Origin of the sequence: Acinetobacter sp. BHS4 (assembly GCF_018454425.1) — a bacterium.
In the GTDB taxonomy this organism is placed as follows: domain Bacteria; phylum Pseudomonadota; class Gammaproteobacteria; order Pseudomonadales; family Moraxellaceae; genus Acinetobacter; species Acinetobacter pittii.
In genome coordinates, this window is the sequence record NZ_CP075323.1 from 264,997 (window position 1) to 287,691 (window position 22,695).

The 22,695-nt window shown below is 38.0% G+C and carries 26 protein-coding genes, 1 tRNA gene and 1 pseudogene; 15 read left to right on the forward strand and 13 right to left on the reverse strand.

Going from position 1 to position 22,695, the window contains the following annotated elements:
* Window positions 1-75 precede the first annotated feature (75 nt).
* The gene (locus KIP84_RS01205; protein ID WP_000447716.1) at window positions 76-978 is read right to left on the reverse strand and encodes a response regulator transcription factor; all 903 of its coding nucleotides are present in this window, start codon (window positions 976-978) and stop codon (window positions 76-78) included.
* 761 nt (window positions 979-1,739) lie between these two features.
* On the opposite strand from KIP84_RS01205, the gene KIP84_RS01210 reads away from it, so the two are divergent.
* Together KIP84_RS01210 and KIP84_RS01215 are read left to right on the forward strand one after the other, a co-directional pair.
* Window positions 1,740-2,291: a TetR/AcrR family transcriptional regulator gene (locus KIP84_RS01210; protein ID WP_213689182.1), complete on the forward strand. Its 552-nt coding sequence runs from the start codon at window positions 1,740-1,742 to the stop codon at window positions 2,289-2,291.
* A 521-nt stretch (window positions 2,292-2,812) separates the two neighbouring features.
* The gene (locus KIP84_RS01215) at window positions 2,813-4,297 is read left to right on the forward strand and encodes an AAA family ATPase (RefSeq protein ID WP_125267746.1); all 1,485 of its coding nucleotides are present in this window, start codon (window positions 2,813-2,815) and stop codon (window positions 4,295-4,297) included.
* A gap of 81 nt (window positions 4,298-4,378) precedes the next feature.
* Here the strand turns inward: KIP84_RS01215 and KIP84_RS01220 are convergent, their stop codons facing one another.
* Entirely contained in the window at window positions 4,379-4,597 is a 219-nt protein-coding gene (locus KIP84_RS01220) for a DUF6500 family protein (protein WP_213689183.1), read from the reverse strand.
* A 27-nt stretch (window positions 4,598-4,624) separates the two neighbouring features.
* Entirely contained in the window at window positions 4,625-4,960 is a 336-nt protein-coding gene (locus tag KIP84_RS01225) for a helix-turn-helix domain-containing protein (protein WP_213689184.1), read from the reverse strand.
* A 116-nt stretch (window positions 4,961-5,076) separates the two neighbouring features.
* Here KIP84_RS01225 and KIP84_RS01230 point away from each other — a divergent pair, with 116 nt between their 5' ends.
* From KIP84_RS01230 to KIP84_RS01240, 3 genes are all read left to right on the forward strand, one after another.
* Window positions 5,077-5,634 (forward strand): NAD(P)H-dependent oxidoreductase, encoded by a 558-nt coding sequence (locus tag KIP84_RS01230; RefSeq protein WP_199113441.1) that lies wholly within the window; start codon window positions 5,077-5,079, stop codon window positions 5,632-5,634.
* Between the two features lie 142 nt (window positions 5,635-5,776).
* Window positions 5,777-6,556 (forward strand): hypothetical protein, encoded by a 780-nt coding sequence (locus tag KIP84_RS01235; RefSeq protein ID WP_199113442.1) that lies wholly within the window; start codon window positions 5,777-5,779, stop codon window positions 6,554-6,556.
* Between the two features lie 133 nt (window positions 6,557-6,689).
* The gene (locus tag KIP84_RS01240) at window positions 6,690-7,031 is read left to right on the forward strand and encodes a DHCW motif cupin fold protein (RefSeq protein ID WP_199113444.1); all 342 of its coding nucleotides are present in this window, start codon (window positions 6,690-6,692) and stop codon (window positions 7,029-7,031) included.
* Window positions 7,032-7,186: 155 nt separating this feature from the next.
* Here KIP84_RS01240 and KIP84_RS01245 read toward each other — a convergent pair whose 3' ends face one another.
* From KIP84_RS01245 to KIP84_RS01260, 4 genes are all read right to left on the reverse strand, one after another.
* Window positions 7,187-7,954 carry a hypothetical protein gene (locus KIP84_RS01245; RefSeq protein ID WP_199113446.1) on the reverse strand — a complete coding sequence of 256 codons (768 nt, stop codon included), beginning with the start codon at window positions 7,952-7,954 and terminating at the stop codon, window positions 7,187-7,189.
* 435 nt (window positions 7,955-8,389) lie between these two features.
* Window positions 8,390-9,052 (reverse strand): isoprenoid biosynthesis glyoxalase ElbB, encoded by a 663-nt coding sequence (gene elbB, locus KIP84_RS01250; RefSeq protein WP_199113448.1) that lies wholly within the window; start codon window positions 9,050-9,052, stop codon window positions 8,390-8,392.
* A gap of 90 nt (window positions 9,053-9,142) precedes the next feature.
* Window positions 9,143-9,955, reverse strand: a complete 813-nt coding sequence (locus KIP84_RS01255; protein WP_213689185.1) for an AraC family transcriptional regulator — start codon at window positions 9,953-9,955, stop codon at window positions 9,143-9,145.
* 136 nt (window positions 9,956-10,091) lie between these two features.
* A tRNA-Ser gene (locus KIP84_RS01260) sits at window positions 10,092-10,181 on the reverse strand.
* Between the two features lie 118 nt (window positions 10,182-10,299).
* Between KIP84_RS01260 and KIP84_RS01265 the strand changes: the two genes are divergently transcribed.
* Window positions 10,300-12,177: a potassium transporter Kup gene (locus KIP84_RS01265; protein WP_199977076.1), complete on the forward strand. Its 1,878-nt coding sequence runs from the start codon at window positions 10,300-10,302 to the stop codon at window positions 12,175-12,177.
* A 55-nt stretch (window positions 12,178-12,232) separates the two neighbouring features.
* Here the strand turns inward: KIP84_RS01265 and KIP84_RS01270 are convergent, their stop codons facing one another.
* Entirely contained in the window at window positions 12,233-12,676 is a 444-nt protein-coding gene (locus KIP84_RS01270) for a hypothetical protein (protein WP_213689186.1), read from the reverse strand.
* Between the two features lie 255 nt (window positions 12,677-12,931).
* On the opposite strand from KIP84_RS01270, the gene KIP84_RS01275 reads away from it, so the two are divergent.
* The 3 genes from KIP84_RS01275 to KIP84_RS01285 all read left to right on the forward strand — a co-directional run bounded on the left by KIP84_RS01275 (window position 12,932) and on the right by KIP84_RS01285 (window position 14,997).
* On the forward strand, window positions 12,932-14,011 hold the full coding sequence (locus tag KIP84_RS01275) for a DNA/RNA non-specific endonuclease (RefSeq protein ID WP_033848976.1): 1,080 nt from the start codon (window positions 12,932-12,934) through the stop codon (window positions 14,009-14,011).
* A gap of 98 nt (window positions 14,012-14,109) precedes the next feature.
* A complete protein-coding gene (locus tag KIP84_RS01280; protein WP_031949549.1) occupies window positions 14,110-14,709 on the forward strand; it encodes a LysE family translocator in 600 nt (199 codons plus the stop codon).
* 45 nt (window positions 14,710-14,754) lie between these two features.
* Window positions 14,755-14,997 carry a hypothetical protein gene (locus KIP84_RS01285; protein ID WP_000476055.1) on the forward strand — a complete coding sequence of 81 codons (243 nt, stop codon included), beginning with the start codon at window positions 14,755-14,757 and terminating at the stop codon, window positions 14,995-14,997.
* Window positions 14,998-15,007: 10 nt separating this feature from the next.
* On the opposite strand, the pseudogene KIP84_RS01290 reads toward KIP84_RS01285, so the two are convergent.
* The 3 genes and pseudogenes from KIP84_RS01290 to KIP84_RS01300 form a co-directional block, all read right to left on the reverse strand.
* Window positions 15,008-15,170: pseudogene (locus tag KIP84_RS01290) on the reverse strand (hypothetical protein).
* 41 nt (window positions 15,171-15,211) lie between these two features.
* The gene (gene aqpZ, locus KIP84_RS01295) at window positions 15,212-15,901 is read right to left on the reverse strand and encodes an aquaporin Z (protein ID WP_032053308.1); all 690 of its coding nucleotides are present in this window, start codon (window positions 15,899-15,901) and stop codon (window positions 15,212-15,214) included.
* Window positions 15,902-16,033: 132 nt separating this feature from the next.
* Window positions 16,034-17,038, reverse strand: a complete 1,005-nt coding sequence (locus KIP84_RS01300; RefSeq protein ID WP_213689187.1) for an AraC family transcriptional regulator — start codon at window positions 17,036-17,038, stop codon at window positions 16,034-16,036.
* Window positions 17,039-17,148: 110 nt separating this feature from the next.
* On the opposite strand from KIP84_RS01300, the gene KIP84_RS01305 reads away from it, so the two are divergent.
* On the forward strand, window positions 17,149-17,787 hold the full coding sequence (locus KIP84_RS01305; RefSeq protein ID WP_078224948.1) for a hypothetical protein: 639 nt from the start codon (window positions 17,149-17,151) through the stop codon (window positions 17,785-17,787).
* Window positions 17,788-17,828: 41 nt separating this feature from the next.
* On the opposite strand, the gene hisF is transcribed toward KIP84_RS01305, so the two are convergent.
* The gene (gene hisF, locus KIP84_RS01310) at window positions 17,829-18,587 is read right to left on the reverse strand and encodes an imidazole glycerol phosphate synthase subunit HisF (RefSeq protein ID WP_000880078.1); all 759 of its coding nucleotides are present in this window, start codon (window positions 18,585-18,587) and stop codon (window positions 17,829-17,831) included.
* Window positions 18,588-18,699: 112 nt separating this feature from the next.
* On the opposite strand from hisF, the gene KIP84_RS01315 reads away from it, so the two are divergent.
* From KIP84_RS01315 to KIP84_RS01330, 4 genes are read left to right on the forward strand one after another with little or no spacing between them, the layout of a single operon-like run.
* On the forward strand, window positions 18,700-19,650 hold the full coding sequence (locus KIP84_RS01315) for a homoserine kinase (protein ID WP_086264765.1): 951 nt from the start codon (window positions 18,700-18,702) through the stop codon (window positions 19,648-19,650).
* A 12-nt stretch (window positions 19,651-19,662) separates the two neighbouring features.
* Window positions 19,663-20,292 carry a DUF1294 domain-containing protein gene (locus KIP84_RS01320; RefSeq protein ID WP_069141278.1) on the forward strand — a complete coding sequence of 210 codons (630 nt, stop codon included), beginning with the start codon at window positions 19,663-19,665 and terminating at the stop codon, window positions 20,290-20,292.
* A gap of 36 nt (window positions 20,293-20,328) precedes the next feature.
* Window positions 20,329-20,721, forward strand: a complete 393-nt coding sequence (locus KIP84_RS01325) for a membrane protein (RefSeq protein ID WP_005300857.1) — start codon at window positions 20,329-20,331, stop codon at window positions 20,719-20,721.
* 3 nt (window positions 20,722-20,724) lie between these two features.
* Entirely contained in the window at window positions 20,725-21,030 is a 306-nt protein-coding gene (locus tag KIP84_RS01330; RefSeq protein ID WP_174756457.1) for an antibiotic biosynthesis monooxygenase, read from the forward strand.
* Between the two features lie 36 nt (window positions 21,031-21,066).
* Here the strand turns inward: KIP84_RS01330 and KIP84_RS01335 are convergent, their stop codons facing one another.
* Window positions 21,067-21,969 (reverse strand): DMT family transporter, encoded by a 903-nt coding sequence (locus KIP84_RS01335; RefSeq protein WP_213689188.1) that lies wholly within the window; start codon window positions 21,967-21,969, stop codon window positions 21,067-21,069.
* A gap of 97 nt (window positions 21,970-22,066) precedes the next feature.
* Here KIP84_RS01335 and KIP84_RS01340 point away from each other — a divergent pair, with 97 nt between their 5' ends.
* Window positions 22,067-22,618: an XRE family transcriptional regulator gene (locus tag KIP84_RS01340; protein ID WP_213689189.1), complete on the forward strand. Its 552-nt coding sequence runs from the start codon at window positions 22,067-22,069 to the stop codon at window positions 22,616-22,618.
* Window positions 22,619-22,695: the final 77 nt, after the last annotated feature.

The window sequence follows — 22,695 nt, forward strand, 5'->3', positions numbered from 1 at the left end:
AAACTATAAAATGCTTTGGCTCAAACTGACGTATAACATTCAAACCAATAATTATAAAATTCAAACAATCTGTTTTTAGGCTACGCAGTCTTCACGGAACTTTTTAGGTGAAAAGCCCGTATTTTTCTTAAAGAAATTGGTGAAATACGCTGAATATTCAAAGCCTAAGCTATACGCAATTTCAGAAATATTCCAACTGGTGTGCTGTAGCAGCGCTTTGGCTTCTTGCGTAATACGCGAGCTAATATGCTCAGAGGTGGTTTTACCTGTGGCTTCTTTTACAGCGCGGTTTAAATGGTTCACATGCACTGACAAGCCATAGGCAAAGTCATTTGCAGTTTTGAGTTTAAGCTGAAAATGTGGCGAGTCGATTGGGAACTGGCGCTCTAATAATTCAAAGAACAAATGGCAAATGCGCACCGAAGCATTACTATGTTTTTCAAACTGTTGGGTCGGTTGCATTTTCATGGCTTCATGCACAATCAGATGCAAATAATTTCTTAAAACGTTGTATTTATGAATGTAGTCTGAATTTATTTCATTCATCATCTTTTTGAAAATAAATGAAATTTCTTCAACTTGCTGGTCGTTTAAAAAATATAGCGGGTCGCCGTCGACTTTAAACAGTGGCGAGTCTTTTAAAAAGCTTTGTCTTGATTCTTGGTTTACAAACTCTTCGGTAAATAGGCAAAACCAGCCTGCTTGTTCAGGCGAATTAATTTCCCAAGCGTAGGGAACCATTGGGTTTGAAAACAGTAAAGCAGGGCGGTCGACTCGTATCCAGCGGTTAGCATAGTGAAGTTCACCTGTACCTAAAACCAGTGAAATTTTATAATAATCGCGGCGGCTATAAGGCGTCAGAAATGAGCAGGCATCGCGTTGGAACACGTTAAAATGTCCAAACGAAGTCGATGGAACCGAGTAATCGCTATCTCTGGTTAAAGAAAAGCGGCGATAAAAATCATGTATGGTTTCCATGTCTTTGCCTGCATGCATTATCAATTTATTTAAAGTTATAAAATTCAAACTTTATTTACTGTAGCTTTTATTTATAGCCTGATCAATCAATACATTTAAACCGTTTTGAAAATGAATGATAAATTAACAATGAAGTGACCAGAAAAACTAAACTTTAAGAAAATATATTCTTAAAGCACTATGCCAATGAAAAATAAAAATAATCTTTATAAATGAATAGCCAATATCACATTGACACTCAAAAACACGCGGATTATCCTTTGCCTGCTGGCCTACATTGCCAGTCGATTTTGACAGATCGATATAACACACAAGACATCAAAAAGTTCTCTTTTTGGTGGCGAACTCGTTCGTCCCCCTTCGTAGCGGTAGGGCGAGGGAGGGACGCCTTGTGCGTGCTGATTCTTGTGTGTCAGTCTGTCAACCTTCTCTCGTTCTACCACCATCATTTGACAGTGATCGGGTAGAACTCCTTTACACACAAGGAGTCCGCACATGCGTACTATTTCATCTCACTCATTGGCAACCTTCGCCAAAATCTTTGACTCTATACCCAACTGGTCTTTAAAACGATTTAACCGACTCTAGGTCTTAAGCCATAGGTCATTACGACTAAAAAATCATAGCAACAATAAAACCAGAGATAGGCGAGCACACCATTTTTGTGCTGCTTTTGCACGCCTGTATTTAGCGCTCAATTTAAGAGCGATGGCATTTCTATCTCTTTTATTTACAACAAAAAATTATTTTAAGCGATATACATGAAAAATTTAGAAGCTTCATTTAGAGCATTGCGAGTGCTCCACACGGCAAAAGATTTATTTAACCAATTTGGGTTTCACAAAGTCGGGGTAGACCGAATTATTGCTGACTCTCAAATTCCCAAAGCCACCTTTTACAACTACTTCCACTCAAAAGAAAGACTCATTCAGATGAGCTTAACTTTTCAAACAGACGCTTTAAAAGAAGAGGTATTTTCCACGATCTATTCATACCGTGAACTGATGGTGTTCGATAAACTCAAGAGAATTTTCTTTTTACATGCTGACTCAGACGGGCTTTATCGTTTGCCTTTTAAAGCAATTTTTGAAATAGAAAAGCATTATCCGTCGGCTTATAAAGTGGTGGTTGATTATCGAAACTGGCTTATTCAGGAAATTCACAAACTACTTTTAACCGTAAAACCTGCCGCTACAGTTGAAGATGCGCATATGTTTTTGTTTGTGGTCGATGGAGCAATGGTGCAGCTTTTAAGCTCAAATCAAACTGATGAAAGGGAATATTTGATTGATTATTTTCTAAGTCGGGTTTGAGGGGGGAAGAATCAAACTAAAAGATTTGGTCTTTATATTTTAGAAATGGTAAATCAATAAATTTTTTATTTAAGTTTTTGATTTTAATGTAATTTTTAATATGGTCAATCGCATGTTATAATTCGCTTAGCGAATTATAACATGCGATTGACCATAGCGTGTCGACTATACTTGCCTTGATAAAATGCATGGTTTTTTTATTAATTTAAAATATATTTATTTTCTTATTCTAAAAAATTAAAGGAATCTCTCTATATATAAACTTTAACGTTTAGGATAAGAGCGTTTGTGTTTACAAACATGCTCCCAAGCACCTAAACGATAGCGTTTATATGCGCGTACATCGACTAATTTTTTAGTCATGCTCATACTCCCTATCTAATTACGTTAGTTGTGGGAACTAACACCCATTAACAGCCCTTGCTTGTTCATGGGAAAGATTTAGAGAGATTCCATTGCTGAATATACTTTATCCATATATATTTTTAAATACTTGTTTAAAAAAAAATTATGGGGGATTCATGCATATAAATAGCCTTAAAATTACAAATTTTAAAGGATTCTCTGATGAGAAAAATTACCTACCTTTTAATACCCCAAATGGTGAAAAAGGTAGTGGTCTTAATATTTTTATTGGAGAAAATAACAGTGGAAAATCAACTGTATTAGAGGCTATTGATTTTATTAGAAATAGTACAAAAAAAGATCTAGAAGTAATTCGCCATAAAAGTGCATGTGGAAACTTGGCAGCGGAAGCAATTGTTGAATTAGAATTTACTGGCGCCATAGTTAAAGTTATTGATACATTTGCTCAACCTAATAAATTAGTTCCCTTTAAGCAGGTAATTTATCAGTGTGACCAAGGAAAAGATTATTTTAAAATATCTCGATCTACATCTGAAATAAAAACTTTGAAAACATGGAATAGAGATAACAATTCATTTATTAATACAGGGGGGCTTGATGGAACAATAAGAAAACTTTTTGAAACCAACTTTATTTGGGCTGATACAAACCCTAGTGATGAGGCTGCTTTTGGTGCATCCACTTTATGTGGAACTCTTTTAAAAGAAATAGCATCAGAACATGCAAAAACAGAAGAATTTATTGAGTTTGAAAAAAAATTCAATGAGGTTTTTAATTCACAGTCATCAGAGTTAAGACAAAAAATTTCAGTTATCGAAAATAAACTTAATTCTATTTTTTCAAATCAATTTGGTAATGCTTCTTTAAATTTCCAGTTCGATACACCTAAAATAGAATCATTTTTTAAAGGCTCATCTATACTTATTGATGATGGCATACCGGTCAAAATGGATGAAAAGGGTAATGGTATGCAGCGATCAGTTGCTTTAGCGTTACTTCAGATTTATGCGGAAGAAGTTGCATTTGATCCAGAAAAACAAACCTCTAGACCATTCTACTTATTTATAGATGAACCAGAAATATGTTTACATCCTATGGGCCAAATAAAATTATTCGATGCTCTTTTGGAACTAGCTACATATCGACAAGTTTTCGTTACTACTCACTCACCATATTTCTTAAATTCTCAATATCTTGATAAGGTTGGGATTTTTATATTTAAAAAGGAAAATCATAAAAATACTATTACAAAGGCAAACATGGACTACTTCTTCCCGTGGAGTCCAACATGGGGAGAAATTAATTATAAAGCTTACAATTTACCTACTGTTGATTTACACAATGAACTATATGGATATTTACAAGAAAAATCAGAGAATTATAAAGAAAAAGATTTTGATGCATGGTTAGAAAGCCAAAATTGTCCCAAATGTAAGATTTGGATTAAAGAATCAAAAGGAGAGATACTATCAAATACATCTGTAACTTTAATGACTTTTATCCGAAATCATATACATCATCCTGAAAATTCTAGTATGAAAAGTAATCGTTACACACCAGATGATTTATCCCAATCTATTGGTGAAATGATTAGAGTTTTAAAAGATAATCATTATTTTAGGGAAGATGAATCTTTATAAATACTTTATATTTAAATTGAATTTATTATTAATAAAAAGGCTTAATTTACTTAAATTTAAGCCTTTTAAATAATTCTATTTTTAGCTTTCACTCAAAACCAATTGTTTAATCTTCACAGCTTTTTCGAAGTGATCTAGCTTATGCTCCATAATCCACCAATGCGCTGCTTCCATCAGTAACTCAGGGTTATCGTTCTTATTTTTAAAAAAAGCATAAAAAGATAGACCGACATTGTCTCCCTTCTTTTCAATTTTATCGTCGCATCCCTTAATAAAAATTTCTTTTAATTCACTTCTCATATTTAGTATCACTTCAAGTCTATAAAACTAAGACGGCTTATTGTGCTCGCCCCATTGGCACATCATATCTAACAAAGGAATTAAAGATTGCCCTTTTTCTGAAAGTCGATACTCAACCTTTGGCGGAATTTGAGGATATTCCTTGCGAGTAATCAGCCCATCTCTTTCCAATTCTTTAAGTGTATTACTGAGTGTTCTAAATGAAATGTTGCCAATACAGCGTTGCATCTCATTAAAACGCATGACATTTTTTTCATATAGCCAATACATAATAATCATTTTATATTTGCCATTAATCAAAGAAAGGGTGTAGCCAAAACCCGTATCTTCTAATGAAGTATTTGATGGTACGCATTCATCCATTTTTAAAATCTACACTATCTTTTAGTATAGTATATAACATAAATTACCGTACTTATATTTAGGAAAGCACACTTCTATAATCGATTTATCAACTTTCCGATAAGCGTGTTTCCATAATGAAAAAGACATTAGTGATTGTTACCCATCCCCACATAGACCAGTCTGTTGTAAATAAAAGATGGGTAGAGGAATTAGAAAAATACCCAGACCAATTTACAGTTCACCAAATTTATCAAGCCTACCCAGATGGCGTAATTGATGTTGCCAAAGAGCAAGCACTGGTAGAAGAACACGAAAATTTAGTATTTCAATTTCCAGTGTATTGGTTTAACTGTCCACCGCTTTTGAAACAATGGATTGATGAAGTTGTGACTTATGGTTGGGGGTATGGTTCAACAGGCGATAAGCTTAAAAATAAAAAGTTTATGTTGGCTTTGTCTGCAGGTGTGCAAGAAAAAGTTTATTCAGAGTATGGTGGATATAACCTTTCTTTAGAGCAGATTTTTATTCCATTTAAGCTAACGGCTTTATATGTGGGCGCGGACTACCAACCACTTCATGCATTTTATGGTTTAGACACAAATCCATCAGAAGATGACGATGTTCCGACACACCAAGACATAGCGGATAATGCGGTTCAGTATGTTCAGAAGTTATTAGCGTTGTCTGAGTAAGCTTAAAAAGGAGGCCTAAACTTGAGAGTTTGGGCTTCTTATATAGAAGATTTTTTAAAAAGTTACATTAAGGTTTTAAGTTAAATATACAATTTATTTATGATATAAATGTCCACTAAATATAGATTAAATTTAAAAATTTATGACTATTCTTGATATTAAAGAAAAAGAAAACTCCCTTATAACTGACGATGCTCATGAATTAATATGCTACGCAACAATCAGTGAAATAAACTCATGGAACGATGTCGTTAACTTATATTCAGAAATTAAGCAGAAGCATTTACCTAAAAAAGTATTATTACTTTTAGAAGATATTGGGCAATGTGAATACACCTCCATGCATGCTTCAATGGGGGATGGACTTTATTTTGATACTACAGAATTCGTTGAAGATGACAGTGCAGCAAGTTGGGAAAATACTCGACCTTTAGAGCTTCAATATCATATTGAACAATTATTGAAGCCAGAAAATTATATAAACTTTAATAACTTGCCTAAAAAACTTAACTATAGCGATGAAGATCAAGCAACTCTGCTACAGATCAATGCTGAACCCGACAAAATTTTAGATGCCGTTATTCAAGTAAAGTTAGTCAATAGTCCAACTGAAACTCAAAAATTTGCAGCATGCCTCAATGGATATTTTAGTTGTGATTTGAATCCTTTTGAGTCTTTTAGCTTGATTGAGCATTTAGATCAAAACTATGGCTTAGAGTATGTGGGATTAGGGGCAAGCTTATTATTCTTTATGAAAACACCAAAATTTGATGCAAATAAAACGTCTCAATTGCTTAATGAGTTGAGCAACTTTTATCAATTCAATCAAACAACGCATAACCAGCTAGAACAGCATTTATCTCATCATGAATATCTTATTTTGCCTTATGTAGAGTCATTAGAAGTGTTCGATTTGGATTAAGGCTGATTAGGGAAGTTTAATGGACTTCTTTCTGAGTTAGGCAGTGGACCTTAAGAAATAGACTTTTAAATCGTTTGCAAAAACCAATTTTGTCTATAAGTTGAAAATACAATAATGCATCTTTGGAAAAACTATGAATATCGCGCCTTTTCCATTTCAAATTACAAACTGGGAAGAAATAGAAGTTTCTGAATATAGCGGTGAAACAGGAAAAGCTTATTGGAAAACCCAATATTTTGGTGAAGAAGGGAACAAAATAAGAGTAAGGCTTGTCGAGTATTCAGCAAATTATTTGGCAGACCATTGGTGTGAAAAAGGGCACATATTATTTTGCCTAGAAGGTGAGTTAGAAAGTAGGTTGAAAGACGGGCGAACATTTACTTTAACTTCAGGTATGAGTTATCAAGTCGGAGACAATTCAGAGCCACATCAGTCTTTTAGCTTGAATGGTGCGAAGTTACTTATTGTTGATTAGATTTATACAAAGAACACAATTAAATAGAGGGATAGAGGCTTAAATATATTGCAATAGTGCACTCATTTATTCAGAAAACCCGGTAAGGTTAATGCCACCGGGTCCTATTAAGCATCTGAATTACATCAGATATTCAGGTTAAATCAGTCCCAAATTTAATCAACAATGTTCCACTTCGCTGGAGTGGCTCCGGATACGAATCGTAAGATATTACCTTCTACTGTCAGTGGGCGCCCTGACTCACGATCTTTCTGCCAGATCTCGTAGTAGTTACCCATATCGTAAAATGTAACCTTATCAGCCTTAGAAGACACCGGTAATACCCATCCGTTACTAGAGTCTATGTATTTATTATTCTGTGTGACACAACTGATCTGAAGATAACCTCCCCAGTTACCGTCTTTTTCCCATCCCTCATCTACGGTTACCCACAAAGCAGGATTTCTTTCACCGTTATCATAATATTCGCGCTTTTCGGCATCATAACTGGTACCTTCCGGTTGAACGTTGACACCCAGATATCCATCTTGTCTGAAACGGACAGTATCTCCAGTAGAGTGTCTAGGTTTATAGCTGTTATCTGGTAACTCGGCTTGCGAGTGCGCGATTTTGTGAACTTCATGGCAGAATGTGCGCCAAGGCATTTCACTCGGAGCTCGGAAGGTTCGACGAATGTATTCATGGAGCACATTTGTATTATTATCTAATTCCTTTACAGTATTCGCTACTTTTCGAAGTCGTTCCTCATTTGTTTGTCCAAGATCTTGTGCATAGGATGTGATCAGATTTTCAATCCTTTGCTTCTTATTTTCGTTATGTTTTAACTCAATCTCTTCAATTTCATTTTTGCTTAACGTTTTATTCGCTACTGGAGCGTCAGCATCAAGAAAGAACATGAAACTTTTTTTACGCAGATAACCCATAATGGCACCTTTTTTATAAAGTAGTAATTAGTTGTTGATTTTTTAATAGCACAAGATAGTTGTGTTGCTTTTTAGCAATTTGACATAGAGTAAAATACTCAAAACAGATTAAGTATTAAATCCATCTCAAAAGTAATTCAGCAGTCACATATTATAATTAACTTTAATACGGTAACATTCACATATTATTACTAACTTTTAGGCTATAACATTAATAAAACAAAGACCAATAGTCTTAGAATTGAAAGGGGAAAATGCTTCTTAGTATTTACTAATTTATAGTTTGATCGCTTGAATTTATTCGATAGTAAGCGCTGAGACTTCTTTTCAGTTGGTTTTCTACACCACTGTGAAGGCCTATCCCCAGTAGGTAGGTGATTTATTAAAGAACATAATTAAATGAGGGATAGCAATCTCTATCCCTGATCAAACACTTTAATTTGCTAAAGCTGTCATGGCATTCACCAAGCTTATAATACCTGCATAGATATCTTTTAAGTTAGCTTGATCATCCATATAGGCAGGGGTGGTAACAAATAAGTTTTGTTGATCGACCACACAGCTTGAGGTTGGACAGGCATGGTGAATTGAACCCGTTTTTTCAATTTCCTTAGCCATGTTAATGTCAGAGCCTAAAGTAATAGTTGGGTGTAACTCTCCAAATGTAAGCGCCAAGAGTGCAGGCGAAATACAAATTGCGCCAATCGGTTTTTTGCTCTGATGAAACGCTTTTAAAATTGAAGCTACCGTACCATGTACACGTGCCTCTGCGCCTTTAAATGCAAAAGTTGATAAGTTTTTTGCGACACCAAAGCCACCCGGTAAAATAAGACCATCAAATTCATTTGCATCGAGTTTATGAAGTAGTGAAATTTTACCTCGGGCAATTCTTGCCGCTTCTTGTAAAACATTTCTTCGCTCAGTCAGGTTTATTTCACCGCTTACATGGTCAATGACATGAAACAAAGGCTCATCGGGTGCAAAAATTTGATATTCAATATTGGCTGTATCTAAGGCTAATAGGGTTAAAACAGATTCTCTAATTTCAGAACCATCTAAATAACCACAACCCGATAAAATTACTGCTACTTTTTTCATTTGCTTGCTTAAGAACCTTTTTTAAATGTGCAAAAGATCTTAAGTTTTCTTCTAAAAGTTTTTTATACGCAGATTTGCCATATATTCGCCCTAAGTGAGCATTTTGGTTTTGCGTAGCTCACGTGGGGTAATCCCAAACAAGTCTTTAAATTGTTCAGTAAATCGGGATTGAGATTGATAGCCACATTCAAAAGCAATATTTCCAATGCTGTCATTGGTGGTTTGAAGTAAGTGTAATCCGTGTCCCAGCCTTACTCTATTTCGAATGTCTTGAATGCTGTTTCCTTCACTTTTCAGTTTTCTTCTTAGCGTTGATGAGCTCATAAAAAGTTGAGCAGCGATAAATTCAGCGGTGAGTTCTGTAGATAAATGATCAGAAATAAAAGCCTGAACTTTTTCGCTCAAGCTTGTATTCATGTTGAGTTTAGAGATGTCGGTATAGCCCGAATAATAAATAAGTTCTAGAAGTTCTCTTTTTCTAAATTTAAATGCAGAAGGAGGGGCAACTAAAGAGAAGTCTATAAACTGATGTAGGGCACTTTCTAAAAGAGAATTAAGCTGGCCTTGAACATAGTTCTGAGAAGTACCCGAGCTTTGAGGAAGATCGTTAAAATCTTCAAAATCAAACTCGATAAGAAGAGCGAAATATTCTTCTTGATCAGGAATATTACGCATATCAATGCTGGAGCTGTTGGCTAAAAAAATAAAAGAACCAGCATCACACTTAATATTTTCAGTTTTTCCAAGTTCTTTGTATCCACTTAATACAATTATGAGTAAGGGTTTAGAATTCGGAACGTTTGTGATTTTTTGCTCTTGGTAAGCTGAATAGACCGCAAAAGACAGGTTTAAGTTGCTATGCTCGAGCAGGCTTTTTTTAGCTAAAGAAATAAGATTCTTCATTGAATTTAAGTGCTTAATAAAATTTAGGCGTTGTGATGGATATAAAAATTATCAATATTTTTTTGGCTATTTTTAATGTTTGAGCCAATAAAAAAGCCTAAACCGATTAAGTTTAAGCTTCTTTAAATTTGAATTCTGGCGGTGAGAGAGGGATTCGAACCCTCGATACGCGCAAACGTATACACACTTTCCAGGCGTGCTCCTTCAGCCACTCGGACACCTCACCAAGGCGTGCGATAGTAACTAAAAAAACGAGTCCTGCCAAGATTTAAGACGAGCATTACAGAAAAAAAATAATAGAGGTGATAAGATTGCGCTAAAAATCATATTGGTTTAATTACACAATGCAAAATACGGCCAAAAAAGCGACCTTGCCTGCCACGGCTTTGGCAGCTCTTGGAGTGGTCTTTGGAGACATCGGAACAAGTCCGCTCTATGCCTTGAAAGAGTCCTTCCATGCAGCGCATGGGTTGGGAATTCAGCCTGAAAACGTATTAGGAATTTTATCTATTATTTTTTGGTGCTTAATGCTGATCATCAGCATCAAGTATGTCGCGATTGTCATGCGTGCAGACAACAACGGCGAAGGCGGGATCATGGCCTTACTCGCATTGAACTTACGTAAAGCCAAAATTGCCGACAACAAAAAAATCTACATGATTGCCATTGGTTTTATCGGTGCATCGCTGTTTTTTGGTGACGGTATTATTACCCCAGCCATTTCGGTATTGTCAGCCGTTGAAGGCTTGTCTATTGCCACCGATGTGTTTGACCCGTTCATCATGCCGATTGCGATTACCATTATCATTTCTTTGTTTTTGGTGCAAAAACACGGTACGGCCTTTGTCGGTAAGTTTTTTGGCCCGATCACCATGGTGTGGTTTTTATCTTTAGGATTATTAGGCCTTCACAGTGTTATTCAGACCCCTGTGGTGTTAGGTATGTTCAGTCCACACTGGGCCATTCAGTTTATCTATCATCATCCAGTAATGACCTTTTTCATTATGGGCGCTGTGGTGTTAACGGTAACTGGTGGTGAAGCACTTTATGCGGATATGGGCCACTTCGGACCAGTACCAATCCGTATGGCATGGTTCTTTGTGGTGTTGCCATGCTTGGTTTTAAACTACGCAGGACAGGGCGCATTATTGCTCAGAGATCCAGCGGCAATTGAAAACCCGTTCTATTTATTGGTGCCGCAATGGGCACTTTACCCAATGATTATTATGGCGACCATGGCAACGGTAATTGCTTCTCAAGCTGTAATTTCTGGGGTCTTTTCTCTTGCGCGCCAAGCGATTCAATTGGGTTATTTACCACGTTTAAGTATTAAACATACGTCTGAGTCTGAAGAAGGTCAGATTTATATTCCTTTCTTAAACTGGTTACTTTTAATCGCAATTATTATCCTAATCTTAATTTTCAAAAGCAGTTCTAACCTTGCAAGTGCATATGGTTTAGCTGTGACCTTAACCATGCTGTGTGACACGATTTTGGTTGCGGTGTTTATCTATTCCGCTTGGAAGTGGAGCCTGCCAAAAGTGCTGATCCTGATTATTCCGTTCTTTATTTTAGAGTCGGTATTGGTCGGTGCAACTTCACTTAAAATCTTGTCGGGCGGTTGGGTGCCACTACTCATTGGTGCGATTGCCGTGACCATTTTAATGACATGGAAACGTGGTCGTGAGCTTACTTTTGCCAAACTTGAACACGATACATTGTCGCTCGATTTGTTTGTGAAAAGTATTGGTAATAGCGTGCACTGGGTGCCGGGTGATGCAGTATTTATGACGGGTACGCCAAACGTTGTGCCACATGCCATGCTGCATAACATCAAGCATAACAAGGTGCTACATCAGCGTAATATCTTGGTCACTGTAGTGATTGAAGATGTGCCTTATGTTGAACCTGAAGAGCGTATTACGACAGAAACATTAGCTGAACATTTCTTCCGTATTAAAATCTTCTACGGTTTTAAAGATGAAATGAATGTACCAAAAGCATTGATGCAAGCCTATGAACAGCTCGGTCTTGAGTATGACTTGATGCACATCAGCTTCTTCATTTCCCGTGATCGTATTGTGCATTCGGTGGGCGATGGTATGTCTCCATGGAGAGAAAAACTCTTTATCTCTATGCAGCGTAATACCAGTCCGGTGAGTGACTTCTACCAAATTCCAACCAACCGCGTGGTTGAGTTAGGTAGTCAAATCGAAATATAAAAATTGATGTAATAAAAAACCAAGACAGATGTCTTGGTTTTTTTTATGGCTCTGATTATTGAGCTTGTTGCATTGGTGCATCTGCTGGTAAAGCACCATCTTTTGCCATCGGATCTGCCGACTGAGTTGGAGCTGCCGGAGGCGGTGGTGTGTTTGGATCTTGTGGCGCTGGAGGCGCTTGATTTGGTGCAGGTGGTACTGCATCAGTTGGTGCTGCTGGTGGCGCCATTTCACCACCTGCTGGAGGTGCCGGTGGAACATCTGCCGGAATAGGAGCACCTGTAGGCGCTGCATTTGTTGGTGCAGCAGAAACTTGCTGTACTTGTCCGCTATTGACTAAATCGCTAATAGAACCAGGTTGGCCATTTACAGTGGTAGTAACTTTCACTTTAGACAAACTTTCTAAAGTATCTCCTGGCTGGACTGCTGGCTCAGCTAATGCTGCCATACTACACAATCCTGTGATTACGCCAATACCAATAATCTTTGAATGGATCATTAAGTGGACTCCGATTATATTTTTATCCAAATTTGTGGAGCTAACCATGTCATAAGCCATAAGTGCATTTCAACGAAAGATACGCAATTGACGTAATTCAATAGCCAAAGCCTCTCATAATTCCAACAGATTGTTACGTAAGGGCAAATAGAGTTACAAAAAAGATGACCATGTTTTAACCATATGAAAGATAAGAGATATACTTAAAAAAGCAGGATTGTTAAGCTGCGTCTGGACAGTAGTATTGATAGAAACATGGCAAGTAAAAAACGCAGTAAAGGTAAAAATTCATTCTCTCTAAGTGAGCATTTTGGCAAGATTATTCTTGCTTGTATTGCAGCCGGAAGCTTTGCAATTGCTTTCGGTAGTGAAAAGATTTCGCAGTGGTTTTCGCCTTTAAGTACTAATTCGACTTGTCTTAACCAGTTTTATCGAGAAGTTCCGCCTGCTTTAAATAAAGAAAGCTTAAAAAAAGACAGTTATCCACTGTGCTTTAACGGTTTTAATGTCCTCTATTCAGGCATTTCTAAAACACCATTATGGTCGGCCGAGCATTTAGATGCAGAACGTTTAAGTGTCAAAATTAAACGTGAAGATAACTTCCATGAAGAAACGCGTGTTCCTCAAAAGCATCGGGCACTGTTAAGTGACTATCGCGGTTCAGGCTATGACCGTGGGCATATGGCACCTAATGGTGATATGTCAAATAAAGAATCCCAATCTGATAGTTTCTCGCTCAGCAATATGGTGCCGCAAGCACCTAAAAATAACCAAGAAGTCTGGCGTAAGCTCGAAGAAGCGACCCGTGCTATTGCCACTAAACAAAAACAAGATGTTTATGTGGTGACAGGCCCTGTTTTTGAAGGTAAACGTCTTAAGACGATTGGGCAGGGCGTGATTGTACCAACCGCAGTTTATAAAGCGGTCTATATGCCAAAAACTGGCGCGATCGGGGCTTATTACGCACCTAACAATAACTCTCTACAAGTAAAAGTCGTGAGTGTTTGCTACCTTGAGGAGCGCTTAGGCGTTAACCTATTCCCGCAATTAACCGAGCAACAAAAGCGTAATGTCTATCGCCTACCTTTAACAGCGAGTCAAGTTAAGGCAAATCAAAAGTTAGACTATTTACACTGGGATGGTGAAAGTCAGTGTGAACAAGACTTAAATGCCGAACAAATTCAAGCGTTACAAGACCAGTTTAAAAAGCAAAAAAGTGGCTCTACAGAACCGATGGAAGCAAAAGTTCCAACGATTGACGAAGAAACACGCCAAGCTATTGTGAAGCAACTGGTTGAAGCATTGGTGAACTACTTCTTGCAAATAATGAAATAAGCAGCTTTTTTTGATTGTTATTGCAACATCGTAATTGTTTAAAATAGAATCCATAGACAGATCTGTCTATGGATTCTATTTTAATAAGGACAATAACAATGTTTGCCTCGATGTTTCTTTTTTCATTTGCAATGTCTATTACCCCAGGCCCAGTCAATACTGTTATTTTATCGACCAGTTTAAATCATGGTTTAAAAAGATCGATTCCCTATATTTCAGGGGCCACGATTGGTTTTACCTTACTTTTAATTTTTATGGCATTTGGTCTTCAGAGTTTATTAACTCAGTTTCCTGTTGTGCTAAAAGTTCTCGCAGTTTGCGGAACGCTCTTTGTTTGTTATATAGGCATAAAAATTATTCTTGCTGCCGCCAATATTTCCATTTCAAGTGCTCCTGTAGAGCAAATTATTATTCCTAATTTTAAAGATGGTTTCTTGTTACAGTGGCTCAATCCTAAAGCGTGGTTGGCTTGTGTGTCAGGCATTACCATGTTTACTAGCATTGAAAACCCAGAGTCGTTGCCGATCTTTATCGTTATTTATTTTTTCACGTGCTACGCGTGTTTGTTCTTTTGGGGACTATGTGGTGATAAATTTTCAGTGGTGCTCAATCAGGGCAACCGTTTGAAATATTTTAATATCTTAATGGGCGCTTTCTTAATTTTATCGGCACTTTTAATTTTGATCGATTTTTTTTAAATTGATCGTATTACACTGTGAATATATAACAACGAGACAACACATATGTTTAAGCCATTTGAAAAGGGTACAGAGTCTTCATCAATTGAAGATTTAACATTAGAAAATGATGTCGATTGCGTCAGTATTTATGGCAATTTGCAAATTACCAAAGACAAAGTCGGGTTAGAACAGGCAAAGGCTTTACAGAGCTTTTTAAACGATGTAGTTGCAGCTTTGGAAAAAGAAGAATTACCTGAGAAAATTGAACGTCCAGCTGAACAAGAAATTAATAATCCGTTTTTATAATTTATGCATGCTATGCGTGATGTTTAGCATGGTCATGTTGCAATACAGTCTTTAATACCACGTTAAATTTTATTGAGTGTGTATAGACATCTTACTTTTGAAAGCCCAAAAGTAAACAAAAGGCTTTGTTGATCAGAGGGTACATCCATGTACCCCTGCTCAACAGGTGACATCCATGTCACCCTCCGCGATAGTAAATTGAGTCTAAGAAGAGTTAATCCTTATCCCCAGCAACTACCTTATAAATAATCGCACCAATCACAGCCCCTAAAATCGGTGCCACCCAGAACAACCACAATTGACTTAACGCAGCCGTTTCAGCAAAGAACGCAACACCTGTACTACGTGCAGGGTTTACCGAAGTGTTCGTCACCGGAATACTGATTAAGTGAATGAGTGTTAAGCCTAAACCAATCGCAATAGGAGCGAAGCCAGCAGGCGCGCGGCGATCGGTTGCACCTAAAATAATGATTAAGAAGAAAGCTGTAAGTACTACTTCAATAATGAAAGCTGAACTTAAGCCAAACTTGTTTGGTGATAAATCTCCAAAACCATTTGAAGCAAAACCACCAACACCACTAAAGCCTGCTTGGCCTTGAGCAATAATATAGAGAACAAATGCAGCAGCAGTTGCACCGACCACTTGAGCAATGATATAGGGAATTAAATCTTTAACATCAAAGCGGCCACCGACCCAAAGGCCAACACTTACCGCGGGATTAAAATGTCCACCTGAGATATGCCCTAGAGCATAAGCACCTGTGAGTACGGTTAAACCAAAGGCAAGGGCTACACCTGCAAAGCCAATACCAAGTTCAGGGAAAGCTGCGGCTAATACTGCGCTACCACAACCACCAAAGACTAGCCAAAACGTACCTAGAAATTCAGCAAAATATTTATTCATTGTGATTACTCATCTATTGATGTATTTTTTAATTAGTGTGAAATATGTCACAAAAAATTAAGCATGTGACTATATGAAATTTTTGTTTTCAGTGTTGTTTTAATCAAGAAAAGATTTGTAAGTTTTGGTTGGTTATTCTTTGTCTAAAAATTGATCCCTCCATTGCTGGGGTGTTTGATTGGTCCAATGTTTAAATGCTCTTTGAAACGCACTTTGTTCTGAATAACAAAGTAAAAGTGCGATCTCTTGTAAGCTTAAATGCGGATCTTTTAAATACTCGGTTGCGAGCATAAAGCGCACTTGCTGAACGCGTTCCTGAAAGGTGGTGTCTTGTTGTTGTAAGTGTCGTTGGAGTTGTCGAACTGATAGGCCTAATTGAGCAGCAATATGTTCAATTTGATATTGATTCTTTTGCAGCCCAGTCAAAATTGAATGCTGTAAACGCTGATCAAGTTGGGTTGAATTTGGTAATTGCTCTAACAGCGCTTGTGCTTGCTGAACCAATAGTTGCTGTAACGTGTGGTCAGCGCTGCTAAGTGGCTTATGAATTTCTGTAATTGGAATGAGTAACTCTGTACGGGGCTGGCTAAAACGAACGGGACATTGAAAGTATTGTTCATAGACTCTGATATTTTTAGGAGCAGCATTTAAAAAATGCACTTCATGTAACTGTACATCTTCATGAGACATAAAAAGACGCAAGAACTGAATCACCAACGCAATCGCGATTTCATCGGTAAGCTGGGTAGGGTGTAGCTCGGTCGCTTCCCAGCGAATAGAACCATACCGCCCCTGTAGCTCAACCACTAAAGGGCTGCCGTCATAAATCAGACGGTGAAAATCATGATAGCGAATTAAGGCTTCACCTAAGTTATCGCAAGAGAGCGCGAGATAAGCAATAATCCCTAAGTGTTTGGGTTGTACATATTTGGCAATTTCGAGCCCTAAACCCGGCTTCGGGTCTAGTTTATAAATCACTTCTAATAGGTCACGCCAAACCACATAGTCAAATCGTTCCAGATTTTGAATTTGTTCTAATTGTTCTGGAATAGCTAATTCATTGGCTTCGCAATAAGCTTTTAAAAGATGCCCCAGTCCTCCATACACTGAGCCTGTATAATTTTTTAGTTGTGGCATCCCTAACCACCTCTTTCTTGTCGTGATTTGTCAATGAAACCATAAATTCTGGTCAATACCTAGCATAACGAATTTTATATGCTGAATAAAAAGAAAAAAGGAGTTAGGTGATGTTAAAAGGCTTTATTGCAGGAATTGCAGTTGCGAATGCATTTGAATGGGTAGCGCACAAATATATTTTACATGGTGTACACCGTGCTGGAAAACCACGTTATAGCCCAGTACCAAAAAGCATGGAATCTCATTGGGCACACCATCGTGAAGTTCGCAAACAACAATTTCATGATGATTGCTATGTGGAAGGCGTTGGTAACTGGCGAACTAAAAATGAGTTAATTTCGCTTGCTGTAGTGGCAACCGTTTCAAGTGCAATTTTTTACCCTTTTTCAAAAGGTATGGCACTCGCAGCTTGGTATAGTGCTGGAAATTATTATTATATTCATCGCCGTGCACATTTAGAGCCTGACTGGGCAAAGCGTAAAATTCCATGGCATTACGACCACCATATGAACTCTAATCAAGACGCCAATTGGTGTGTGACCAAACCTTGGTTTGACTATGTGATGGGAACACGTGTGGTGTCATCAGCAGATTTAAAAGAACAAAACCCTTTGGGTATACGGTTACCTACTGCGCTTGCTAGACCACTGTCTCAAGCTATAGAAAAAATTTTTCCTGCAAAATGGGTCGAGAAAAAAGAAAAGCCTCAACTGGTTAGTGACATAAATGCGGTAGATGGCGCTGCATAAAAAAATAAAGGGGCATATTGCCCCTTTAAATATAAATAAGCTTACAAACGCATTTCGATGCCTTGTTCAGCTAAATATTGTTTAGCTTCTGGAATCGTATATTGACCAAAGTGGAAAATACTTGCCGCCAATACTGCATCGGCACCACCTTGTAAAATTCCATCTGCAAGGTGTTGTAAGTTGCCCACACCACCTGAAGCGATCGTTGGAATGGTAACGCGGTCATTAATGGCACGCATTAACGCAATGTCATAACCCGCTTTAGTACCGTCGGCGTCCATACTGGTAATTAGTAACTCACCCGCACCGTAGTCAGCCATTTTTACAGCCCATTCAATGGCATCAATACCCGTTGGTTTACGACCACCGTGAGTAAAGATTTCCCATTTGTTGTCGCCAGTTTTTTTGGCATCAATTGCAACTACAATACATTGCGCGCCAAAGTGCTGTGAAGCTTCTTGAACAAACTCCGGATTAAATACAGCAGCTGAGTTAATACTCACTTTATCTGCACCTGCATTTAATAACGCACGAATATCTTCAACCTTACGTACACCACCACCGACAGTTAATGGCACAAATACAGTCTCAGCCATACGCTCAACAGTACGGTAAGTGGTATCGCGTCCATGATGTGTAGCGGTAATGTCTAAGAAAGTAATTTCGTCTGCACCTTGTTCGTTATAGCGACGTGCCACTTCAACAGGGTCGCCAGCATCACGAATATCGAGGAATTGAACGCCTTTAACTACGCGTCCGTTATCAACGTCTAGGCAAGGAATAATACGTTTAGCAAGCATAGCTTTTTCCAAAAATAATCGCCGTTGGTGAAAGTTCCTACACAGGCGCTACACCTTCATGGAGGGAAGAGGTATTCTATCAAACTTCACAGATGTTTTTTGCAGGTTTTCCATGTCGGTTTATACCCCGTTGAGTTTAGATGAAGTTCGCACCTTTGCTGCACCTTATGGATTAGAGGTGTTGGAGCTGAACCCAATTCAGGGAGGTATTCAAAACACCAATTATTTTCTGGTTGATGTAAACCGCAAACAATATGTACTCACCGTGTTTGAAGAGTTAGATGCACAAGGGGCGGGCGAACTTATTCCTGTACTTGAACAATTAGGGACTCATGATGTACCTGTTGCAGTGCCGTTAAAACATAGCGGACAAGCGGTTCATGTGATTGCAGACAAGCCTGCACAGATTGCACCACGTTTAATGGGTCACCATCCCATGCAAACCACAGTAGCGCAAGTTGCAGCGATTGCAGATGCACAGGCGAAACTGCATGTGGCTTTACAAGATTTTCCACTTGAACGTGAATATCGCCGTGATCATCAATATTGGACAGGCGTTGCAGAACAGCTGAAACCAAGCATGACTCAAGATGATCAAACTTTACTTGAGCAGGTCTATCAAGCTTTTAATGCGAAAACAGCGCAGTATTCAAATCGACCAACAGGTTTTATTCACTCTGATTTGTTCCGTGACAATACCTTGTTTGAAGGTGAGCAATTACAAGGTATCCTAGATTTTTATGAGTTAAATCAAGATGAACTGCTATTTGATATTGCGATTACTATCAATGATTTTTGTACCGAATATCCAGCAGCACACTTAAACTCAGACAAAGTCGCAGCTTACTTAGCGGCATACCAAAAAGTTCGTGCGCTTACAACAGATGAGCTAGCATGTTTAGATGTATTCTTGGCAATGGCAGCATGCCGTTTTTGGTCAATGCGTTTGCAAGTTGCTCAAAAAAATAAAGAAGAAGGACGTACCGGTGATGACATTTTGCAAAAAGACCCGCAAGAAATGCGAGCAATGATGCAAGATCGTTTAAGCCATGTAAAAGCATAAAAGGGAATGAAGATGCGAGATCAGGGGCGTTTAGTCGAATGGTTCGACGAAAAAGGATATGGCTTTATTCAGCCAGATGATGCTGAAAAAGAGCGAGTCTTTTTGCATATCAAAGATTTTGCACGCCCCGGACCTCGGCCAATTATTGGCTGTGCACTGGAATATCGGGTGATTCTCGACGAAAGAGGCCGTTTTCGTGCTCAGCAGGTCACTTATTTAAAGGCATCTCAAACTCGGAAAGCTTCAAAAACTGCAAAAGCAGAATCTTCATTTCAAGCCAGCCCGTTGTCTGTAATGCAAATGGGGATTGTGTTTTATTTCGTTTTAATGGGCATTATGAGTTTTATTCATGTTCTGCCAGCTTATACTTTATTGTTCGTCTTAATGATGAATGTGTTGAGTTATTGGCTTTATTCACAAGACAAAGAAGCCGCACAATTAGGTAATCGCCGTGTACCTGAACAAACATTGCACATTGTTAGCTTTCTAGGAGGTTGGCCAGCTGCATGGTGGGCACAACAAAAACTGAGACATAAAACACAAAAACAACCCTTTCGTAAGATTTATTTTTGTACCATATTCTTTCATTTACTTTTGATTTTGTGGCTAATTTCTCCCTTAAATGTATTGCGTGGCTCATAAAAGTAAATCGTTTTATTAAACTTGAGAGGTATAAAAATGAATAGTTCTATCGACCAAGATCCAAATCGTACTTTAACACTTATTTTATATGTACTTTATATTGTTGCCATTTTTACAGGCGGCTTACTTGCGGTTATTGCTTTAATTATTAACTACGTAAAACGTTCTGATGTACAAGGCTCGATTTTTGCGAGCCACTTTACATGGCAAATCAGAACATTCTGGTGGTATCTCGCTTGGAATATTATTGCCTTTTTGCCGTTTATTTTCTTGTTCTTTACGGGCGAAAATACTGACCTATTTGCAGGCGTTGCCATTTCATCGACCGTATTCTGTGTGGGTGTAATTGGTGCTGCATGGATTTGGATTGTATATCGTGCAATTCGTGGATTGATTGCGTTAAATGATAACCGTCCGATGTATCAATAAATCATGATTATTGAACATGTGCATCTGAGTATAAAGTCTGGGCAAAGTGAAGCATTTCTTAAAGCATTCGAGCAGGCTAAACATATTGTTTATCCAATGGAAGGCTTTAATGCTGTCCAATTGATTAAGCATGCAAAAGATCCCCATCATTATATTTTAATGATTTTCTGGGATGAAATTGAAAACCATACAGAAGGGTTTAGAAAGTCTGAGGCTTATCAGGAATGGAAGACTTTGCTCCATCCATTTTATGACCCAATGCCGACGGTTGAGTACTACCAACCGTATACGTTATTGAAGAAAAAATAATAGATAGTAAAAAAGAGAGCATTAAGCTCTCTTTTTTTATTCTTGAATACTTTTATTTTTTTTAATTGGTAGTTTAATTTTTAACTCACTGATTAAAACACCTAAGACCACTAACGCACCCCCAAAAAGGGCAATCAATGGTAAACGCTCCCCTGCAATTCTGCCAATAATGCCTGCCCAAACGGGTTCGCCTGCATAGATAATTGCAGCACGTGAAGGATCAACCACACGTTGAGCCCAGTTCATAACAAATTGAATAAGTGCACTCGCTAAACCTAATGCAACAGCAATGAGTACTAGCGGCCATGAAAATGCAGGAATCGTATGTTCACCTACCATAGGCATGATGGCGAAAGAAAGTAGAGACGCCACACCAAGTTGAATAATGGTGACGCGGCGTAAATTTACCTTTCCGGCAAAGTAGCTAATAAAAATAATTTCTAAAGCAATCGCAAAGGCGCCGAGTACTGTTAAAAGCTGCCCAAAACTTAAGGAAATTTGCTTAAAGCCATTACCCGTCAATAAAACAAGACCAGCAAAAGCCAGAGCTGCTCCTATCCAAGTCATGATGTGTGGAGTTTTTCTAAAGATGAGCCACATTAAAATAGGAACAAGTGGTACATAAAGCGCTGTTAAAAAAGCGGATTCACTACTTGGAATGGTTTGTAAGCCAATGGTCTGGGTGCCATAGCCTGCCGCAATTACAAGTCCAATCGCACAACCCGCACCTAAGTCTTTTAACGTAACACCTTTCATACTTTTTAATGAAATAACAAGCAAAGTAAGAGCCGCGACAGCAAAACGGCAACCTACAAAAAACATAGGCGATGAAAAATTCAGTGCATACTGCACAGTAAGAAATGTTCCACCCCAAATGATCGTAATCAAAATGAGTGCTAACTGTGGGGCTTTGCTTGAACTCAGAGAAATTGGCGACATACTCAAATTAATATTAATTGTGCAATATACTGCACATATTGCGCTATTCTTTTGTTTTGTGCAATATATTGCTCAAATTTTCTTATTGATCCATTCTATGAGCCAGTCGAGTACCGTTTTACAGCACGTAGGCACAAATATTCGTTTATTAAGAGATGAGCGAGATTTGAGCCAGCAAGATTTGGCAGATCAGGCCGGAGTCAGTAGACGTACCATTGCTGCTTTGGAAACAGGGCAGGTCAATATTAGTTTGGCCAAACTCGATTCGATTGCAGCAGTGCTGGGTGTCGATTTTAAAACGATTGTGAGTGCACCTGAGCATAAAGAACATGCTGTAGTAAACGCACTCGCTTGGCAGGGTGAAGATGAAGAAAGTAAAGCAACCTTACTCGCTTCAGTTCCATCCCGTTCCCAAGTTGAACTTTGGATATGGTCCTTGGCTGTAGGGGAGTCTTACGTTGCGGAAGCAGATGCAGATGGATGGCAGGAAATTATTTACGTACTAGAAGGTGAATTGACCATACAATTTACAGACAGTAAAAAAATAATATCTGCTGGTTCATCTTTTATTTTTGAAAGTTCTGTTACTTATACCTATATCAATAGTGGTAACCAAGTGCTTAAATTTACTCGTAATGTGGTGTATTGATTTGGAATTTAAGCTTTTTAATAAAATATATGTTTTTAAAATTTATGCAGTTTATTGAAGGCATATATGAGGTATAT

Excerpts from the sequence above, each read along its gene's own strand:
- KIP84_RS01205 (WP_000447716.1), bottom strand. The coding sequence starts at position 978 with ATGGAAACCATACATGATTTTTATCGCCGCTTTTCTTTAACCAGAGAT.
- KIP84_RS01210 (WP_213689182.1), top strand. The coding sequence starts at position 1,740 with ATGAAAAATTTAGAAGCTTCATTTAGAGCATTGCGAGTGCTCCACACG.
- KIP84_RS01215 (WP_125267746.1), top strand. The coding sequence starts at position 2,813 with ATGCATATAAATAGCCTTAAAATTACAAATTTTAAAGGATTCTCTGAT.
- KIP84_RS01220 (WP_213689183.1), bottom strand. The coding sequence starts at position 4,597 with ATGAGAAGTGAATTAAAAGAAATTTTTATTAAGGGATGCGACGATAAA.
- KIP84_RS01225 (WP_213689184.1), bottom strand. The coding sequence starts at position 4,960 with ATGGATGAATGCGTACCATCAAATACTTCATTAGAAGATACGGGTTTT.
- KIP84_RS01230 (WP_199113441.1), top strand. The coding sequence starts at position 5,077 with ATGAAAAAGACATTAGTGATTGTTACCCATCCCCACATAGACCAGTCT.
- KIP84_RS01235 (WP_199113442.1), top strand. The coding sequence starts at position 5,777 with ATGACTATTCTTGATATTAAAGAAAAAGAAAACTCCCTTATAACTGAC.
- KIP84_RS01240 (WP_199113444.1), top strand. The coding sequence starts at position 6,690 with ATGAATATCGCGCCTTTTCCATTTCAAATTACAAACTGGGAAGAAATA.
- KIP84_RS01245 (WP_199113446.1), bottom strand. The coding sequence starts at position 7,954 with ATGGGTTATCTGCGTAAAAAAAGTTTCATGTTCTTTCTTGATGCTGAC.
- elbB (WP_199113448.1), bottom strand. The coding sequence starts at position 9,052 with ATGAAAAAAGTAGCAGTAATTTTATCGGGTTGTGGTTATTTAGATGGT.
- KIP84_RS01255 (WP_213689185.1), bottom strand. The coding sequence starts at position 9,955 with ATGAAGAATCTTATTTCTTTAGCTAAAAAAAGCCTGCTCGAGCATAGC.
- KIP84_RS01265 (WP_199977076.1), top strand. The coding sequence starts at position 10,300 with ATGCAAAATACGGCCAAAAAAGCGACCTTGCCTGCCACGGCTTTGGCA.
- KIP84_RS01270 (WP_213689186.1), bottom strand. The coding sequence starts at position 12,676 with ATGATCCATTCAAAGATTATTGGTATTGGCGTAATCACAGGATTGTGT.
- KIP84_RS01275 (WP_033848976.1), top strand. The coding sequence starts at position 12,932 with ATGGCAAGTAAAAAACGCAGTAAAGGTAAAAATTCATTCTCTCTAAGT.
- KIP84_RS01280 (WP_031949549.1), top strand. The coding sequence starts at position 14,110 with ATGTTTGCCTCGATGTTTCTTTTTTCATTTGCAATGTCTATTACCCCA.
- KIP84_RS01285 (WP_000476055.1), top strand. The coding sequence starts at position 14,755 with ATGTTTAAGCCATTTGAAAAGGGTACAGAGTCTTCATCAATTGAAGAT.
- aqpZ (WP_032053308.1), bottom strand. The coding sequence starts at position 15,901 with ATGAATAAATATTTTGCTGAATTTCTAGGTACGTTTTGGCTAGTCTTT.
- KIP84_RS01300 (WP_213689187.1), bottom strand. The coding sequence starts at position 17,038 with ATGCCACAACTAAAAAATTATACAGGCTCAGTGTATGGAGGACTGGGG.
- KIP84_RS01305 (WP_078224948.1), top strand. The coding sequence starts at position 17,149 with ATGTTAAAAGGCTTTATTGCAGGAATTGCAGTTGCGAATGCATTTGAA.
- hisF (WP_000880078.1), bottom strand. The coding sequence starts at position 18,587 with ATGCTTGCTAAACGTATTATTCCTTGCCTAGACGTTGATAACGGACGC.
- KIP84_RS01315 (WP_086264765.1), top strand. The coding sequence starts at position 18,700 with ATGTCGGTTTATACCCCGTTGAGTTTAGATGAAGTTCGCACCTTTGCT.
- KIP84_RS01320 (WP_069141278.1), top strand. The coding sequence starts at position 19,663 with ATGCGAGATCAGGGGCGTTTAGTCGAATGGTTCGACGAAAAAGGATAT.
- KIP84_RS01325 (WP_005300857.1), top strand. The coding sequence starts at position 20,329 with ATGAATAGTTCTATCGACCAAGATCCAAATCGTACTTTAACACTTATT.
- KIP84_RS01330 (WP_174756457.1), top strand. The coding sequence starts at position 20,725 with ATGATTATTGAACATGTGCATCTGAGTATAAAGTCTGGGCAAAGTGAA.
- KIP84_RS01335 (WP_213689188.1), bottom strand. The coding sequence starts at position 21,969 with ATGTCGCCAATTTCTCTGAGTTCAAGCAAAGCCCCACAGTTAGCACTC.
- KIP84_RS01340 (WP_213689189.1), top strand. The coding sequence starts at position 22,067 with ATGAGCCAGTCGAGTACCGTTTTACAGCACGTAGGCACAAATATTCGT.